The 17,584-nt window shown below is 72.7% G+C and carries 14 protein-coding genes; 5 read left to right on the plus strand and 9 right to left on the minus strand.

The genetic code is table 11. From position 1 onward, the window contains the following. Positions 1-695: 695 nt before the first annotated feature. From GCN81_RS25080 to GCN81_RS25115, 8 genes are all read right to left on the minus strand, one after another. Positions 696-905 (minus strand): hypothetical protein, encoded by a 210-nt coding sequence (locus GCN81_RS25080; protein ID WP_156726762.1) that lies wholly within the window; start codon positions 903-905, stop codon positions 696-698. A gap of 209 nt (positions 906-1,114) precedes the next feature. Next, positions 1,115-1,600 (minus strand): aggregation-promoting factor C-terminal-like domain-containing protein, encoded by a 486-nt coding sequence (locus GCN81_RS25085; RefSeq protein ID WP_156726763.1) that lies wholly within the window; start codon positions 1,598-1,600, stop codon positions 1,115-1,117. A 339-nt stretch (positions 1,601-1,939) separates the two neighbouring features. Continuing rightward, entirely contained in the window at positions 1,940-2,788 is an 849-nt protein-coding gene (locus tag GCN81_RS25090) for an ECF transporter S component (protein ID WP_156726764.1), read from the minus strand. Beyond that, positions 2,785-4,620 carry an ABC transporter ATP-binding protein gene (locus tag GCN81_RS25095; RefSeq protein WP_156726765.1) on the minus strand — a complete coding sequence of 612 codons (1,836 nt, stop codon included), beginning with the start codon at positions 4,618-4,620 and terminating at the stop codon, positions 2,785-2,787. Before GCN81_RS25095 ends, GCN81_RS25090 begins: the two co-directional genes overlap by 4 nt. Beyond that, a complete protein-coding gene (locus GCN81_RS25100; RefSeq protein WP_197287771.1) occupies positions 4,617-5,858 on the minus strand; it encodes an energy-coupling factor transporter transmembrane component T in 1,242 nt (413 codons plus the stop codon). The genes GCN81_RS25095 and GCN81_RS25100 overlap by 4 nt, the downstream gene beginning before the upstream one ends. Before the next feature lie 8 nt (positions 5,859-5,866). Next, complete coding sequence (locus tag GCN81_RS25105; protein ID WP_156726766.1) at positions 5,867-6,601, minus strand: SCO2322 family protein; 735 nt, start codon at positions 6,599-6,601, stop codon at positions 5,867-5,869. Between the two features lie 2 nt (positions 6,602-6,603). After that, on the minus strand, positions 6,604-7,860 hold the full coding sequence (locus GCN81_RS25110; protein ID WP_156726767.1) for a prenyltransferase/squalene oxidase repeat-containing protein: 1,257 nt from the start codon (positions 7,858-7,860) through the stop codon (positions 6,604-6,606). A 286-nt stretch (positions 7,861-8,146) separates the two neighbouring features. Further along, on the minus strand, positions 8,147-8,680 hold the full coding sequence (locus GCN81_RS25115; RefSeq protein ID WP_156726768.1) for an NUDIX hydrolase: 534 nt from the start codon (positions 8,678-8,680) through the stop codon (positions 8,147-8,149). Between the two features lie 139 nt (positions 8,681-8,819). Between GCN81_RS25115 and GCN81_RS25120 the strand changes: the two genes are divergently transcribed. After that, positions 8,820-11,090, plus strand: coding sequence for an ATP-binding protein (locus GCN81_RS25120; protein WP_156726769.1), 2,271 nt, complete (start codon positions 8,820-8,822; stop codon positions 11,088-11,090). Between the two features lie 20 nt (positions 11,091-11,110). Here GCN81_RS25120 and GCN81_RS25125 read toward each other — a convergent pair whose 3' ends face one another. Next, positions 11,111-12,175, minus strand: a complete 1,065-nt coding sequence (locus tag GCN81_RS25125) for an MBL fold metallo-hydrolase (protein WP_156726770.1) — start codon at positions 12,173-12,175, stop codon at positions 11,111-11,113. Positions 12,176-12,274: 99 nt separating this feature from the next. Here GCN81_RS25125 and GCN81_RS25130 point away from each other — a divergent pair, with 99 nt between their 5' ends. From GCN81_RS25130 to lanKC, 4 genes are all read left to right on the plus strand, one after another. After that, on the plus strand, positions 12,275-12,859 hold the full coding sequence (locus GCN81_RS25130) for a GNAT family N-acetyltransferase (protein ID WP_156726771.1): 585 nt from the start codon (positions 12,275-12,277) through the stop codon (positions 12,857-12,859). Positions 12,860-12,935: 76 nt separating this feature from the next. Next, positions 12,936-14,396, plus strand: a complete 1,461-nt coding sequence (locus tag GCN81_RS25135; protein WP_156726772.1) for an aldehyde dehydrogenase — start codon at positions 12,936-12,938, stop codon at positions 14,394-14,396. A 10-nt stretch (positions 14,397-14,406) separates the two neighbouring features. Then, positions 14,407-14,640, plus strand: coding sequence for a ferredoxin (locus GCN81_RS25140; protein ID WP_156726773.1), 234 nt, complete (start codon positions 14,407-14,409; stop codon positions 14,638-14,640). 154 nt (positions 14,641-14,794) lie between these two features. Continuing rightward, a complete protein-coding gene (gene lanKC, locus GCN81_RS25145) occupies positions 14,795-17,566 on the plus strand; it encodes a class III lanthionine synthetase LanKC (protein ID WP_156726774.1) in 2,772 nt (923 codons plus the stop codon). The last annotated feature ends 18 nt before the right edge of the window (positions 17,567-17,584 follow it).

Raw genomic sequence — 17,584 nt, forward strand, 5'->3', positions numbered from 1 at the left:
CACCGGCCGGTGGCCGCCAGCCCGGGCGCCACCACCCACGCGCCGCTCGCGCGCCCGGTCACCCGCTGGTCGGCAGCCGCTGAGCCGGGGTCACACTCCCACCCGGCCCCTGTGCGCTCGGATCACCCCACGGCCCGCAGCCGCCGAGCCGGGGCACACAACCCACTCAGCCTTCGGGCGCACCGGTCACCCCACCAGCCGCAGTCGCTGAGCCGGTGTCGGACCACCCCACCCCCCTCGTGCGCACCCCAGACCCCCACCGCCGGCAGTCGCTGAGCCGGTGTCGGGCCACCCACCTCCCGCGTGCGCCCCAACAACCAATCCGCACCCGGCAGCGAGACGCGCGCCACTTCCTCGCCTTCGCCGCCGCCTCCCCTGGGCCGTCCTCCCACGGTCTGCAGAGCGGGGACGGGTCGGGTGTCAAGGGTGGAGCGACAGCGGAATCGGCGCAGCCGACGCGACCAAAGGGAGCGCCCTTGACGGCCGGCCCGGCCCCGCGACCATTGCGACTAGAGGGCGGCCATCCCCGCACCCTCGCGGACACTGGGTCACCCCGACGACGCCCCGCCCCGCCCCGCCCCGGTCATGTGCTGCGCTTGGCGCAGCGCATGATCGGGCTGAGGTCGTATGACGCCACGAATGTCGGCCTCTCAGCCGCCGCCAGCTCGCACACCGAGGCGGGCGGGCGTCTGGCTTCAGTTGCTCTGGCCGCCGCTTTCTGCCAGGGCGATCGCGGTCATCGTCACCGCTTGATCCTGGATGAAGAGGTGGATGCTTGACGCGTCGCTGAGCTTCGTCATCATGACGATCAGCCTGGCGATGGCGATGGCGAGGTCGAGGTCCTTGTCGGACCTTGGGTATCGGCGGAGGCCTGGGCCGCGCCGCCCAACAGCAAGGTCGCGCATACCGCGCTTACGCTGGGCGCCCCATGGCATTCGGCGGACTCACCCGGAACGTCGGATCTTCACCCGCGCGCCGCCGCGCGGGTCACTCCTTGGGCGGCTGGCGGCTGGCGGGTGCGGATGGTGAAACCGCAGGCACGGCGAAGGCGGCCGCCCCGCTGTGCGGGGGGCCGCCTTCGCCGTGCCTGCGGTCGATTGGCTCGCTGGCTGGATCAGTACCAGCCGTTGGCCTGCCAGAAGCTCCAGGCCTGGATGGGGCTGCCGTAGCGGTCGTTCATGTAGTCCAGGCCCCACTTGATCTGGGTCTTGGGGTTGGTCTTCCAGTCCGAGCCCGCCGAGGACATCTTCGAGGCGGGCAGGGCCTGGACCAGGCCGTAGGCGCCGGAGGAGGGGTTGGTCGCGGTGTGGTCCCAGCCGCTCTCGTGCTCGATGATCTTGCTGAACGCCGCGAACTGGGCGTCGCTCTTGATCAGCTTGCGCGCGATCGACTTCGCCGAACCGCTCGCCGCAGCCTTCGTGGCCTTCGCGGCCGTGGGAGCGGCAGCGGTGGCAGTCGCCGGGGTGGCGGCCTGGGCGACCGGGCCGGTGGCGAAGAGCAGGCCGGCGGTGGCCAGGCCCACGGTCGCGGCGGTGGCGGCCTTCTTCGGCGAGAGGGTGGCGATACGGCGGAGGCGGGAGATGGACGGCGCGGCGGACACGAGCACGGAAATCCTTCCGTAGGGAACAGGGGGTCGCAGGCATGCCGGTGCCGCTCGGGGGAGTGGTGGGGGCAATGCGGAGGCGCCGTCGGCGTGTGGCCAGGCGGCGCCCTGCGATGACTCCAGTGGAGCAGGGCTGTTACGTCGCCGCAATGACCCCTCCTACTAGGCAGCCTCGCACCCGGGGCGAGAGGTCCCGGCCCCCAGGGGCTTGCTGGTGCGTCCGGTGCCCTCCTATTCCCGTTAGTGGAGGACCAAGGTCCTGTGGGCCGCTTCACCCATGGCGGGCCCGGATGTAACGGACAGCCAGTGACTCCTCACTGCCGCGTCACCGCCGCGTCACTGTCGCGCGGGTGTTTTTGTGGCCGCCGTCACGGACGTAAAGGCCACCGGCGCCTCGAATGCCGCCCGTCGGGTCGCCCGGCGCAGCGCCTTCAGTACGGCGGGGCCGACCGCCACCGTCAGCAGGACCGTGACGACCGCCCGGCCCAGGTCCCAGCCCAGCGACGTGGCCAGGCAGTACGCGAGGAACCGGACCAGGTTCTCGTGGAGCGGGTCACCCGCCTGGAAGGAGATCCCGGAGCCGAGTCCGGGGATCAGGGTCCAGCCGTACAGGTTCATCACGGTGCCGTACGCCAGGGAGGCCGCCGCGCCATACAGCGCCAGCAGCGCCAGCTCCGCGCGGCCGCGTAGGCGCTCAGGGCCCGGCAGCAGGCCCGCGCCCATCGCGACCCACCCCATCGACAGCATCTGGAACGGCATCCACGGCCCCACCCCACCGGTGAGCAGCGCGGACGCGAACATCGTCACCGAGCCGAGTACGAAGCCGAAGCCCGGCCCGAGTACCCGCCCCGCCAGCACCATCAGGAAGAACATCGGCTCCAGGCCCGCCGTACCCGCGCCCAGCGGGCGCAGCCCGGCGCCCACCGCCGCCAGGACGCCCAGCATCGCCACCGCCTTCGCGCCGAGGCCGCTCTCGGCGATGGTGGCGGCGACCACACCGACCAGCAGCGGCAGCAGCGCCGCGAACAGCCAGGGGGCGTCCTGCGCGTGCGCCGTGAGCTGGGAGCCCTGGTCGGCGAGCAGCGGCCAGCCGAAGGCGACGACGCCGACGGCGCTCACCAGGACCAGCGCCGCGACGGAGCGGGCGCCCAGGCGCACAGCCTTGGCCTGGGGGATTGGGGTCACTCGGTGCCTGCCAGCGCCAGTGCCGTACGGACCTGGGTCACCGTGAGCCAGTGGTACGGGGCCAGGATCTTGGTCACCTGCGGCGCGAAGGCGGGCGAGGACACGACCACGTCCGCGGTCGCGCCGTCCGCGACGACCTCACCCTCGGCGAGAATCACCACCCGGTGGGCGAGTTCGGCGGCGAGCTCCACATCATGCGTGGCCAGCACGATCGCGTGCCCCTCGGCGGCGAGGCCGCGCAGCACCGCCACCAGACGGGCCTTGGCCGCGTAGTCCAGGCCGCGGGTCGGCTCGTCCAGGAGCAGCAGCGGGGGGCGGGCGGTGAGGACGACGGCCAGGGCGAGGGTCAGGCGCTGGCCCTCGGAGAGGTCGCGCGGGTGCGTGTCGTCCGGGATGCCGGGCAACAGCTCGGACACCAGGGCGCGGCAACTGCCGGGCGCGGCGTCCGCGTCACGGTCGGCGGCCGCGCACTCACCGGCCACGGTGTCCGCGTACAGCAGGTCGCGTGGCTCCTGCGGTACGAGGCCCACGCGCCGGATCAGTTCCCGTGGCCCGGTACGGTGCGGGACCGCGCCGCCGACGTGGACCGAGCCCGCCGTCGGTTCGAGCAGGCCGACGAGGGTGGCGAGCAGGGTCGACTTTCCGGCGCCGTTGCGCCCCATGAGGGCGATGGTCTCGCCCGGGGCGACGGTCAGGTCCACCCGGCGCAGCGCCGGTACCCGCCCTCGGCGTACGGCGAGCGCCGCGACGGCGGCGACGGCCGCGAGCGGCTGGTCCGGGCCCGGACCGGGACTCGACTCGGCGCGCCCGGCTGCCCCGGCCCCGGGCACCTGGACCGCCCGGCGCCTGCGGCCCAGCAGCGAGAACCGGCGTCGTACGCCGGGGGAGCCCTGGACCTCGGAGGCCTTGGCGACCTCAGCAACCTCAGCTGCCTCGCCGACCTCAGCCCCGCTTGCCGTAGCAGCCGGAGCAGCCGGAGCAGGCGCAGGTCCCGGAGCAGGCGGGCGTACCTCCGCCAGGCGGTCCCGTAGCGGTGCCGCTCGGCGGCGGGCGTCCCGTACGGACAAGGGGAGCGGGGACCAGTCGGCGAGGCGGCCCAGGCCGACGACCGGGGGGTACACCGGCGAGACGGCCATGATGTCGGCGGGGGCGCCGATGACCGGGGGCTGGCCGGGGGCGGGCAGCAGCACCACCTGGTCCGCGTACTGCACCACCCGCTCCAAGCGGTGCTCGGCCATCAGGACCGTCGTGCCGAGGTCGTGCACCAGCCGCTGGAGTACAGCGAGTACCTCCTCGGCCGCCGCCGGGTCCAGGGCCGACGTCGGCTCGTCCAGTACCAGGACGCTCGGGTGCGGGGTGAGAACCGACCCGATCGCGACCCGCTGCTGCTGGCCGCCGGAGAGCGTGGCGATCGGGCGGTCACGCAGGTCGGCGAGGCCCAGCAGGTCCAGGGTCTCCTCGACCCGCCGTCGCATCACGTCCGGGGCGAGCCCCAGGGACTCCATGCCGTAGGCGAGTTCGTCCTCGACCGTGTCCGTCACGAAGTGCGACAGCGGGTCCTGGCCGACCGTGCCGACGACGTCGGCCAGTTCGCGTGGCTTGTGGGTACGGGTGTCCCGACCGGCGACGGTGACCCTGCCGCTCAGGGTGCCGCCCGTGAAGTGCGGGACGAGGCCGCTCACCGTGGAGAGCAGAGTCGATTTGCCGACTCCTGACGGGCCGACGAGCAGCACCAACTCGCCCTCGGGGATCGTCAGGTTCACATCGCGGACGGCCGGGACGTCGACATCGACGCCGTCGTAGGTGACCGTGACACTCTCGAAGCGGATCACGGCGTCTCCTTCGGTGGGTCGTTCATCAGGTCGTCCGTCGGGTCGTTCGTCGAGCTGCTCATCGCGTCCTTCGCCGGGGCGGGCAGCGCCGGTCGTGGCGCGACGAACGCGGGCGCCAGGCCCAGCAGTACGGACAGCGCTGGCCACAGGGGCAGCTCGGGCGTCGTCAGCGGGATCACCCCGGGACGCAGGCCCACGGGGTCGTACGACGCGGCCCAGATCATCAGCCCCGCCACGGCCACCCCGGACCCCGACACCAGCCAGGCGCGCGCCGCCCAACGGTCAGGCCGGTACCGGGTACGGACGCACCGCCGCCCCCCGAGCCACAGCCCACCGAGCGCCGCGCCGAGCCCGCCCAGCAGTACCGGCAGCCCGAACCCCGCGCCCTCAGCGGCGAGCAGCCCGTACGTTCCCGCGCAGACGCCGAGCAGCCCGCCGAGCGTGAGGGCCGCCGTGGTGCGCCGTACCGCCACGGGCACATGCGCGGTACGCCCGTACCCCCGCGCGTCCATCGCCGCGGCAAGGGCGACCGACCGCTCCAGGGCGCCTTCCAGGACCGGCAGCCCGACCTGGAGCAGCCCCCGCACACCACGGTCGGGACGGCCGCGCAGCCGCCGCGCCTTCCGCAGCCGCTGTACGTCCGCGATCAGCTGCGGCGCGAAGGTCATCGCCACCACGACCGCGACCCCCGCCTCGTACAGCGCGCCCGGCAGGGACTTCAGCAGCCGCACCGGGTTGGCGAGTGCATTCGCCGCGCCCACGCAGATCAGCAGGGTGGCCAGCTTCAGCCCTTCGTACAGCGCGAACAGCAGGCTCTCCGCGCTGACCCGGCCGCCGATCCGAACTCCCTTCGCCCACTCCGGCAGCGGCACCTCGGGCAGCGTGAACAGGACGTGTGTGCCGGGGATCGGCGAGCCGAGGAAGACCGCGAACCCGAGCCTGATCGCGATCACGGCGAGCCCCAGCTTGACGAAGGCCCCATAGCTGCGCGCCCACGGCGCGTCCGTACGGCGCACCGCGACCACATATCCCGCGACCGCGATCAGCAGCCCGAGCAGCAACGGGTTGGTCGTCCGCGACGCCGCGGTGGCCAGGCCCAGCGCCCACACCCACCAGGCACCGGAGTGCAGCGCGTCACTCCGCCGCCCGGCCTCAGGAGCGACCAGGCCCGCCCGCGCGGCGGCGACGGCTCCCCTCGCCCCCTTCGCCCCGCGCACGGCCCCGCCCCTATGCCTCATGTTCAGCGTCAGCCGCGGCGACGGCGGGCCTGCCAGACGGCGGCCGCACCGAGGGCGAAGACCGCGGCGAGGCCCGCGATCAGACCTGCGGAGGGGCCGTCGCCGGACGTGTCGCCGGTGGCGTCGTCGGAGGTGTCGGGTGCCGGGGGCGCGGCCTCGTCGCTGTCGCCATCGCTGTCGCCATCGCTGGAGACCTGCTCGCCGCAGCCCGTCTTCGGGTACCCCGCGATCGCGCAGAGCATCGCGCTGCTGTCGTACCGCAGCGGCTTGGCGACCTCCGCGAGTGCCTCCGCCGTGGTCGCGTCGGGGGCGACCCGCGCGCAGACCGTACGCGGCTTCGGCGGCGTCTCGCCCTGCGGCGCGTCCTGTGCCGTACCGAAGTCGATGACCAGCGCCACCCGCTTACGGCCGTCCCGCTCAGGGGTGTCCGCGCAGATCGACGCGAATTCAGCCACGCCCGCGCCTGAGCCCGCCGTGGTGCGCGGCTTCGCCGAGTCCTGCGAGTCCTCGCTCACCGAGAACCGGAAGCCCTGCACGTCCCCGTCCGATGGGCGGGTGGACGACGGACCCTGCTGGGCGTACGTCCACTTCTCACCGTCCAGGTCCCAGAAGGACCAGTACCGGTATCCGGCCGCCTGCGCCGGAACGGCGGCCGCGCAGAGCGCGGCGAGCAGGGCGCCGAGCAGGCTGACCAGTACGGCGCCGAGCGCGAGACGGCGAGGCCCAACGTGGGCGTGGCGCACGACTACTGCTGCTTCTTCTTGTTACGGGCGCTGATCAGGAAGCCGATGCCGACACCCGCGACCAGCCCGACGCCGATGATCCACCAGACGGCGACGGAGTCAGAGTCGGAGTCGCTGGAGTCCGAGGCGGTCTTGGACTCGTCGGACTTGTCAGACGTGCCGTCCGCCTGGGGCGCGGGGCCCGTCTTGTTCAGGGCGCTGACCAGGTCCGTACCGCCGAAGTCGCGCGCGTCGCCGCCCGTCGCCCGCGCGGCGAAGATCAGCTTGGCGTAGGCGGCCGGACCCTTCTCCTCGGCCCAGGAGGCGGCGTTCTTCTCCAGCCAGGCCACCGAGTCCTTCGCCTGGTCGCCGAGCCCCGCCGCGCCGAGCGCCGCGACGGCGTCCGCCGTGGTGCCGTAGTCGGGCTGCGCGTCGGCGCCCGGCGTGGCGGCCGTCAGGTAGCCGTCCTTGGCGAGCGCGTCGGTCAGGTACCCGGCGCCGTTCACAGCCGCCTGTTCCGCGGTGTCCGCCTTCGCGCACTTCGGCGCGGCGGCGCGCTGCTCGCCCGGCTTCGCACCGAGGCCCTCGCCGAGCGCGCCGAGCACACCGGCGGCGGTGGCGAGCGGATTGGCGTCCAGCTCACCGGTCTTGAAGTCCGCGAGGCCGAACGCGCCGTCGCCCTTGTCGCAGTCGAGGGAGAGCGCGAGCAGCGCGTCGTACGGCGACTTGTCCTTCGGCGAGGTCACCGACTCCGGCTTCGTGTCCGAGGCGGCCAGCGCGCCGATCACCATGCCGGTGGTGTTGACGTCACTGTCGGCGCCCGTGGTGTAGCCCCAGCCGCCGTCGTCGTTCTGTACGGACTTGAGCCAGTCTGTCGCCTTCTTCTGGGCCTTGGCGGCGTCCTGCCCGCCGACCGCGTTCAGCGCCTGGATGGCGGCGGCCGTCGAGTCGAGCGCGAACTCCGTCTTGGAGTCGCACGGCTCGGTCGGGTCGGCCCGGAACGCCGCGAAGCCGCCGCTGGCGCACTGCTGCCGGGTCAGCCACTCGACGGCCTTGGCGGCGGGCTTGACCCCGGCGGTGTCCTGCGCGAGCAGCGCGTACGACTGCCGGAAGACGCCGTCGTACTGCGGGTCCGCGTCGCCGTACAGGCCCGAGGGGAGGCTTACGGGCGCCGAGGGTGCCGAGGGTGACGGGGAATCGTCGGCGACGGCGGCCGGGGCGGCGGCCGCGCAGAGTACGGCGGTGGCGGCCAGGGCTGCGGCGCTGCGGCGAACGTTCATGCGGGCGGATGCCTCTCCTGCGGGGAACCGGGCACGGGCCCGCGAAGGCACCGGGCTCCGGCTCCGTATACCTCGACGGTGCCGGTCGCCGGGGTCCGGCGACGGGAGCCACGCACGCCTGGCGGGGCGTTCCGGCTCACCGCCGGGTATGGCGGCATACGAATGGGGTCTCCCCTGTTCGAGCGAAGTCGAGAACTTGGGGAAGGGTCAGCGCCGGAATCGCACCGGCTTCCCCCCGTACGGGCGTGGTGATGACCTGCCCACTCTACCGGCCGGTCGAAGCTCGTTACCGGCCGGTCGAACAGCGACTCGCCCGGAGCCGCGCGTACGCCTCCACCGCGTCCGGCACGAAAGGCAGCCGCGTCATCGCCCCGCGCAGCTCGTCCTCGCTCCACCACCCGTGCCACGCGAACTCCGCCGGATCGGGCCTGATCTCCGACGGCCTTACGACGGCCTCGTGCACCCCCAGCCAGTACGGGCTGATCGCGCCCCGGCAGAGGAAGGTGACCCCATGCCGCACCGGAACCCGTACCCCCAGCTCCTCCTCGATCTCGCGGACCGCCCCCTGTGCGTACGACTCACCCACGTCCACCGCCCCGCCGACCATGAAGTTGTACTGACCCGGGAACCGGGACACCCCGTCCGGGCGCCGGTGCACCAGAATCCGGCCTCCGGCGTCATCCCGGCCTCCGGCGTCGCGGCAGACGGCGGTCGCGACCCGGTGGAGCCAGCCGCGCCGGATGGCCTCGCCCCGGTCCACGATCCCGATCACCCGGTCCCGCTCGTCCACCCGCTCTACCAGTTCACCGTGTTCGCTCATGGGGCGGACGATGCCAGAGTCACCCGTAAGGCTCTCTGGCGGCTGATCACCTACGCGGGCAGACTGGGAGACGCCTACGGTGTGGCCGAGCAGCGGAGAGGCTCAGGGGTGGGAGCGGGAGTGGGAGGGGCAAGGGCCAATGCCGGGGAAGACAGCGCAACCACACAACGGGCAGCCGGGCAACCTGCCCCCGGAGACCACCAGCTTCGTCGGCCGCGGGCGTGAGCTCGACATGCTCAAGGTGGTGCTCACCGGTGGCCCCCGCGACACCCCCGGCTTCGGCGGCCGCCTCGTCACCCTCACCGGCGCGGGCGGCGTCGGCAAGACCCGGCTCGCGCTGCGCGCCGCCGCGCGCGCCCGCACCGCCTACCCGGACGGGGTGTGGCTCACGGAGCTGTCCCCGCTGCGGAACGCGGACCAGGTGGCCCTTACCCTCACCCGGACCCTGCGGCTGATCACCGACCAGTCCGCCCGCCCGGTCGGCGAGACACTCGTCGACTGGCTTGAGGACAAACGGCTGCTGCTGGTCCTGGACTCCTGCGAGCACCTGGTGTCCGGCTGCGCGCGCACCCTGCTGCCCCTGCTCGCCGGGGCGCCGGGCGTCTGCGTCCTGGCCACCAGCCGACAGCCCATAGGGATCGACGGCGAGCGGCGCATCGACGTCGACCCGCTGCCCGTCACCGACACCGAACACACCGCCGCGGCCACCCTCTTCGCCCAGCGGGCCGGGGCCGCCGCCCCCGGCTTCCGGCTCGACGACACCAACCGCGAGACCGTCCTGGGCATCTGCCGCCGCCTCGACGGCGTTCCGCTCGCCATCGAACTGGCGGCGGCCCAGCTGCCCGAGCTGTCGGTCGGGAGCCTGTACGAGCGCCTCGGCGAGCGGCTGCCGTCCCGCCTGGACTTGCTCACCACTCGAAGCGTCCGCGACCACCGCGACTACGGCGGCGACCACTGCGACCACCATGCCGACCACGGCGACTGCCGCCTGCGCGACGACCGTGACGACCGTGACGAGCGCGGGCTGCCCCGCCACCAGGCCCTGCGTACCACCATCGGCTGGAGCCACGAGCTGTGCGAGCCGCTGGAGCGACTGCTGTGGGCCCGGCTCTCGGTGTTCGCCGGGACCTTCGGGGTGGAGGCCGCCGAGCGGGTCTGCGCGGGCGGCCCACTGCCCGCGCACCGGGTGGTGGGCCTGCTCGCCCGGCTGCTCGACAAGTCGATCGTCCGCCACGACCAACGGGACCGGGGCCGCCTGCGGATGCTCGACACCGTGCGCGAGTACGGCACCGACTGGCTGCGTCGGCTCGGCGACGTGCACCGTATGCGGCTGCGGCACCTGGACTTCTACCGTGACCTGGCCCGTCGCGGCTGCGCCGAGTGGAACACCGCCCGGCAGGTCATGTGGTGCGACCGGATAGTCGCCGAGCACAGCAACCTGCGCGCGGCGGTGGACTTCGCCCTGGCGGAGCCGGACACGTCGGTCGCCCTGGACATCACGGCGCACGCCGGTTTCCTCTGGCGGCACTGCGGCTACGGCCGGGACGCCGCCGCCTGTCTGGACCAGGTGCTCACGGTCGACGCGGAGCCGGGGCCGGTGCGCACCCTGGCCCTCTGGAGCCGGGGCTCCGTGGCGATTCTCCAGGGCGACCTGGACGTGGCGGAGGTGTGGGCGGATCTGACCGCCCAGGCCGCGGCGGAGCAGGGGGACGCGCGGGTGGTCGCCGCCGCCCGCTATCTCGCGGGCAGCGCGCCGCTGTTGCGCGGCCGGTTGGAGGAAGCGATCGAGGCGTACGGTTCGTGCGGCTTGTACGGCCCGTCCGGTCTGTCCGGCTTATCCGACTCGTCCGGCCCGTTCGGCTCGTACGGCTTTTTCGAGTCCAGCGACTGGTGTGGTTCGGCGATGCTCCAGGCACGCTGCGGGATCACCCTCGCCCACCTGTTGGCGGGCCGGTTCGACCAGGCCGGGGAGGTGGGTGAGGCGTTGTGGCGGGACTGCGTCCGGATCGGGGAACGCTGGGTGCGGGCCTGGACCGAACCCATGCTGGCCCAGGTCGCGTTGGCCGCGGGCGACACGGCCGAGGCGGAACGCCGGGCCCGCGAGGGGGTGGTGGGCCATGAGCTGCTGCACAACACCGCGGGCGTCGGCCATGCCCTGGACGCGCTGGCCGAAGCCGTCCTGGCGCGCGGCGACGCGGCCCGCGCCGCCGTGCTGCTCGGCGTCAGCGACCGGTTCTGGAGCCTGGCGGGCAGGCCGCAGCTGGACTCGGCCGAGATGCGCGCGGCCCGACGCGCCAGTGAGGACCGCGCCCGACGGGCCATCGGCGGCGAGGAGTACGAGAAGGAGTACCGCGCAGGCCAGGAGATGACCTACGAGGACGGCGTGGCCTACGCCACCGCACGCTGGTGAGTGACCGTGACCGTGACCGCCTACGCCACCGCGCGGTAGGCGACCGGGTCGCTCCCCGGTACGGCCTCCGCGTGCCCCAGCTTCACCAGTCGACGCAGATGGGCCTCGGCCTCCGATACGGCGATGTTCCGTGATCCGTATGGGATGTCCGCCCAGGGGCGGTTCCATTCCATCCGCACGGCGAGCTGCCAGGGGGTGAGCGGCGAGGCGAGCAGGGCACGTAGGCCGCGCAGCCGCTCGTCGTGGTGGTCGAGCAACTCCCGTACCCGGCCAGGGGCGTCGGTGAAGGCGTACTGGTGGGCCGGGAGCACCTCGGACACGCCCAGGCGGCCGACCCGTTCCAGGGAGGCGAGGTAGTCGCCGAGCGGATCGGTCACGGCGCTTTCCTCCGGGTCCTCGTACAAGCCGATATGCGGGGTGATCCCGGGCAGCAGGTGATCGCCGGAGAAGAGCCGCCCCAGGCCCGGCTTTCCGGCCGGGTGCTCCTCTTCCAGGTGCAGGCAGACATGGCCGGGGGTGTGACCGGGGGTCCAGATGGCGCGCAGCCTGCGGCCCGGCAGGTCGAGGAGTTCGCCGGGGGTGATGTCCCGGTCGGGGAGCGCGGCGTGCAGTCCCGGCAGCGTGCGCATCCGGCCGGACTCGCGGGCGGCCAGCAGGGGAGCGAGGTGGTCGGCTGGGGCACCGGCGGCGGCGAGCTTGTCGGTGAGGTAGTCGATCCAGCGTTCGGGCCGCTGCTCACGGGTGCGGCGTACGACATGGGCGTCGGCCGGGTGCATCGCGATCCAGGCACCCGAGGCCTCCCGGACCTTGCCGGACAGGCCGTGATGGTCGGGGTGGTGGTGAGTGATGACCACCCCGTGCAGCTCACCGATGGCGACCCCGCAGGCGGCGAGGCCCGCCACCAGGGTGTCGTACGACTCGGGGTCGTCCCAGCCGGTGTCGATCAGGACCGGGCCGCGGTCGGTGTCCAGGAGGTGTACGAGGGTGTGGCCCAGAGGGTTGTCCGGGATCGGGACCTTGATGCTCCATACGCCCCCGCCGTGCTCGGTCACCCGGGTCGTCGTCCCTGTCGTCGTGGGGCTCATGGCGACACTATAACTAGAACTAGTTTCAATAGTCGCCCAAGTCTACTGATTCCTGGGATGAGTTGGAGGGCTTTGGAGGGCTGGTGGCAGACTCACGCCATGCGTGATCATCTGGAAGCCCCTTCGGGGCTGGTGCTACGTCAGTGGGCGGCCGTGGACGCCCGCGCGGTACTGGCCGCCTTCGCCGACCCTCTGATGCGCGAGCAGAGTGCCGAGCCGCTGGATTCGCTGTCCGCCGCCGAGCGCTGGATCGCCGAACGCCAGGACGAGTGGTCCGCGGGGACCGCCTACGCCTTCGCCGTGACGGACGGGAGTGGGGGCGGGAACGGCGGTGCCGTGCTGGGGCAGATGTCCATCGGCGGGGTGCATCGGCGGCACCGCATCGGATGGGTGTCGTACTGGACCACGGCGGCGGCCCGTGGCCGGGGCGTCGCTTCCCGTGCCTGCCGGGTGGCCGCCGAATGGGCCTTCACCGACGCCGGGCTGTTCCGCCTGGAGCTGGGTCATCGGGTCAACAATCCCGCCTCGTGCGCGGTGGCCCGAGCCGCGGGTTTCGCGGTGGAGGGGCGCCAGCGCCAGAAGCTGGAGTACGACGGCGTTCGCTATGACGTCGAACTCCACGCCCGCCTGGCCACGGATCCGGGCCCAGTTAATGGTGCCCACACCGTGGACTCCTCCAACTAGAACTGGTATCAGTTCTGCAAGTCTCAGCCGAAAGCTGAAACAGTGTCAGGAACCGCCCTTCGGGAGGCAGTCAGCCATGACGACCGAGCTTGTGGAACACCGAAAATTGTTCATCGGTGGGGAGTTGGTTGATCCCCTGGGCCAGGGCGTCATCGAGGTGATCTCCCCGCACACCGAGCAGGTCATCGGACGCGTACCGCACGCCGCACCCGCCGACGTGGACCGCGCCGTCGCCCTCGCGCGCCGGGCGTTCGACGAAGGACCCTGGCCGCGGATGACCCTCGACGAGCGGATCGCCGTCGTCACCCGGATCAAGGACGCGTTCGCCGTACGGCACGAGGAGATCGCCCGCGTCATCAGCTCCGAGAACGGCACCCCGTACACCTCCAGCGTGATGGTCCAGTCGCTCGCCTCGATGATGGTGTGGGAGGCGGCCCTCGCCACCGCCCGCGACTTCACGTACGAGGAACGGCGCGACGGCATCCTCGGCAAGATCCTCGTCCGGCGCGAACCGGTCGGCGTCGTGGCGGCCGTCGTCCCCTGGAACGTCCCGCAGTTCACCGCCGCCGCCAAGCTGGCACCCGCGCTGCTCGCGGGCTGCCCGGTGATTCTGAAGGTCTCGCCCGAGACGCCCCTGGACGCCTACCTGCTGGCCGAGATCGCCACCGAGGCCGGGCTCCCCGAAGGCGTCCTCTCGATCATCCCCGCCGACCGTGAGGTCAGCGAGTACCTGGTCGCACACCCGGGCGTGGACAAGGTCTCCTTCACCGGCTCGGTGGGCGCGGGCAAGCGCGTCATGGAGGTCTGCTCCCGCAACCTCACCCGCGTCACCCTGGAGTTGGGCGGCAAATCGGCCGCGGTCATCCTGCCGGACGCCGACGCGGCCACCGCCGTCGCCGGGATCGTCCCGTTCGCCTGGATGATCAACGGCCAGGCCTGCGTGGCGCAGACCCGCATCCTCGTCCCACGCGGCCGCTACGACGAGTTCGCCGAGGCCTTCGCCACCGCCGCGGGCGCGCTGAAGGTCGGCGACCCGCTCGACCCGGCCACCGAACTGGGCCCGCTGGTAGCCAAGCGCCAGCAGCAGCGCTCCCTCGACTACATCCGGATCGGCCAGGAGGAGGGCGCCAAGATCCTCACCGGCGGCGGCCGCCCGGCCGGTCTTGACCAGGGCTGGTACGTCGAGCCAACGCTCTTCGGCGGCGTCGACAACTCCATGCGGATCGCCCGCGAGGAGATCTTCGGCCCGGTCATCTGCCTGCTCCCGTACGGCGACGAGGCCGAGGCCGTGAAGATCGCCAACGACTCCGACTACGGCCTGAGCGGCAGCGTCTGGACCGCTGACGTGGAACGCGGCATCGACGTCGCGCGCCGGGTGCGGACCGGAACGTACAGCGTGAACACCTTCAGCCTCGACATGCTCGGGCCGTTCGGCGGCTACAAGAACTCCGGCCTGGGGCGGGAGTTCGGGCCCGAGGGATACGGCGAGTACTTCGAGCACAAGATGATCCACCTGCCCGGCGGATACGAAGGGTGAGGGCGGCCTGATGGGAGACCGCTGGCAGGTGGAGGTCGACCGGGGGGTGTGCATCGGCTCCGGTATGTGCGTGAACCACGCGCCGGACGGCTTCCGGCTGGACACCGCCCGGCAGTCGCACCCCGTCGACGCGGAGACGGACGCGAACGAGAAGGTGCTCGAGGCGGCCGAAGGGTGCCCGGTGGAGGCGATCACGATCACTCTGCTGGCGACCGGGGAAGCCGTGTTCCCGCCCGACGAGTAGCCCCGCCGCTCCTCCTGCGGACGTGTGTGTCCGGAGGAGGAGCGGGGCTTGATCCGGCCTGTGCGTTTCGCACGGTGTTCCGATGACAGTCGTGACTGTCCGCCCCCTCCCACGCCGTGGAAATCTCGGTGCGACGCGACCGGGAAGGGGCACGATGGACAAGCGGTACGAGGTCTACGCGCTGGCCGACAGGTTCTTCTACGAGACCCCCAACCGGGTGTCCAGCACCGGCACCAGCGCCACGACCACCGGTACCACTGGTGCCACCGCGCTGTACGAGACCGCCCGCCGCCCCGTGCCCGACGGGTGGCGAACCCAGCGCACCGGCGACTGGCTCGTCTTCGCCCCCGTTGACGACACCGGACACCCGCTGACCGCGCCGTCGCAGGGCTGGAAGATCCATGTCTCGGCGACCGGAGAGAACGCCGAGAAGACCGCCGCCGTGGTCGCGGACTACTGCCTGCCGCGCGGCATCCCCTTCAAGTTCGTGCCGGGCGCCCGGCTGCTGCACCTGCGCAACAGCAAGTACGCGCCCCGCGACGGCAGCGGCAAGTTCGCCACCCTCTACCCGGCCGACGGATACCAACTCCGCACCACGCTCACCGAGTTGGGTGGGCAGCTCGACGGCTTCGACGGCCCCTACGTGCTGACCGACCTGCGCTGGCACAACGGACCCCTGTACGTCCGATACGGCGCGTTCGCCCGGCGGTTCTGCCTGGACGGGCGGGGCACCCTGGTCCCCGCGATCGAGAACGCCGCCGGTGACCTCGTACCGGACCCGCGCGACCCGGCCTTCCAGGTCCCGGAGTGGGTGAAGCTCCCCGGCTTCCTCGAACCGCACCTGGCGGCCCGCAACGCGACGACCGTCAGCGACCTCCCGTACCGCATCGAGAAGGCCCTGCACTTCTCCAACGGCGGCGGGGTGTACGCGGGCACCGACACCCGTGACGCCAGCCGGGTCGTCCTCAAGGAAGGGCGGCCGCACGCGGGTCTGGCCGCCGACGGAGCCGACGCCGTCGCCCGCCTCGAACGCGAGAAGGCGGCGCTGGAGCGGCTGTCCGGCCTTGGCGTCGCACCCGAGGCGCGCGACTGGTTCACGCTCGGCGACCACCGCTTCCTGGTCATGGACTTCCTGCCAGGGCGCACCCTCAACTCCTTCCTCGCCGAACGCCATCCGCTGTGCACCTGCGACCCGGACCCCGCCGCCATCGCCGACTACACGGACTGGGCGCTGGGCATTCACCGCGCCGTCGAGGAGGCCGTGGCGGCGGTACACGGGCGGGGTGTCGTCTTCAACGATCTCCACCTCTTCAACATCATGGTCGCCCCCGACGAGCGGTCGGTCGCGCTGCTCGACTTCGAAGCGGCCACCACCGTCGGCGACAGCGGACGCCAGGTCGTCGCCCACCCCGGGTTCATGGCCCCGGCGGGCCGCACCGGCACCGACATCGACCGCTACGCGCTGGCCTGCCTGCGCATCGCCCTGTTCCTGCCGATCACCTCACTCTTCGCCATCGACCGCGGGAAGGCCGCACACCTGGCGGAGGTGGCGGCGGGGCTCTTCCCCGGTATCCCGGACGGCTTCCTTGACGAGGCCGTCACGGAGATCACCCGCGATGGCGATCGGGCGCCGGTCCCCCAGGGGGGCGGGTCCGGCGCCACCTCGACGATTACGGCGGGAGCGGGCCCGGGCGGGGGAGCCGGGGCAGGGGCGGAGGCGGGCGGATCGGCGCGGTGGGTGGCGCTTGCTGAGACCGGGGACTGGCCGCGTAGTCGGGATTCGATGGTCGCGGCGATCCTCGCCTCCGCCACGCCGGACCGCGACGACCGGCTGTTCCCCGGTGACATCGCGCAGTTCTCCGAAGGCGGGGGGCTCGGCCTGGCGTACGGCGCCGCAGGAGTGCTGCACGCCCTCGCCGAGACCGGTGCCGAGCGCTACGAACAGGGCGAGCGCTGGCTGCTCGCGCACACCGACCCGGTGCCCGCGGGCACGCCGCTCGGTCTGTACGACGGACTCGCGGGCGTCGCGTACGTACTGGACCGGCTCGGCCACCGGCAGCGCGCCCTCGACCTCGCCGACCAGATCCTGCGCGAGCCATGGCAGCGCCTCACCCCGGACCTGCACAGCGGCCTCGCGGGCCTGGGCCTCGTGCTCGACGCACTCGCCCACACCACCGGCGAGAGCGCACTGCGGGGACCCGCACTGCGCGCCGCGGAGCTCGTCGGCGACCGGCTCACGGCCGCCGAGCCCGGCCCACCCGCGTCACGCCGCGCCGGGCTGTTGCGCGGCAGCACCGGGGCCGCGCTGCTCTTCCTGCGGCTGCACGAGCGCACCCAGGACCCCGACCTGCTCGACCAGGCCGCGCGGGCGCTCCGCGCCGACCTGGGCGCGTGCGTCAGTCAGCCGGACGGCAGTCTCGCCGTGGACGAGGGCTGGCGCACCATGCCGTACCTCGGCGAAGGCAGCGTCGGCATCGGCATGGTCATCGACGACTACCTCGCCCGGTCTGCCCGGCCCGCCCAGTCAGCCCGGTCCTCCGACGAGGAGTTCACCCGGGCCCGTACCGACATCCTGGCCGCCGCCCGCTCCGGCTTCTACGCCCAGCCCGGCCTGTTCCGAGGGCGGGCCGGGATGGTCCTGCACCTCAGCCGTAGTACGGCGACCCCGGAGACGGCCGCCGCGCTGGCCGCTCAGATCGCCGGGCTCGGCTGGTACGCCATGCCGTACGCCGGTCAACTGGCCTTCCCAGGCGACCAGATGATGCGGCTGTCGATGGACCTGGGCACCGGCACGGCCGGTTGCCTGCTCGCGCTCGGCGCCGCACTGGGCGACACCGGCGCCCACCTTCCGTTCCTGCCGCCACCGCCACCGCCACCGCTGTGGCCCTCAAGCCGACTCCGCGACACGTCGTCGACGGAGTCGTAGCAAGACGAGCAATACGTC

Origin of the sequence: Streptomyces apocyni, assembly GCF_009739465.1 — a bacterium.
Lineage (GTDB): Bacteria > Actinomycetota > Actinomycetes > Streptomycetales > Streptomycetaceae > Streptomyces > Streptomyces apocyni.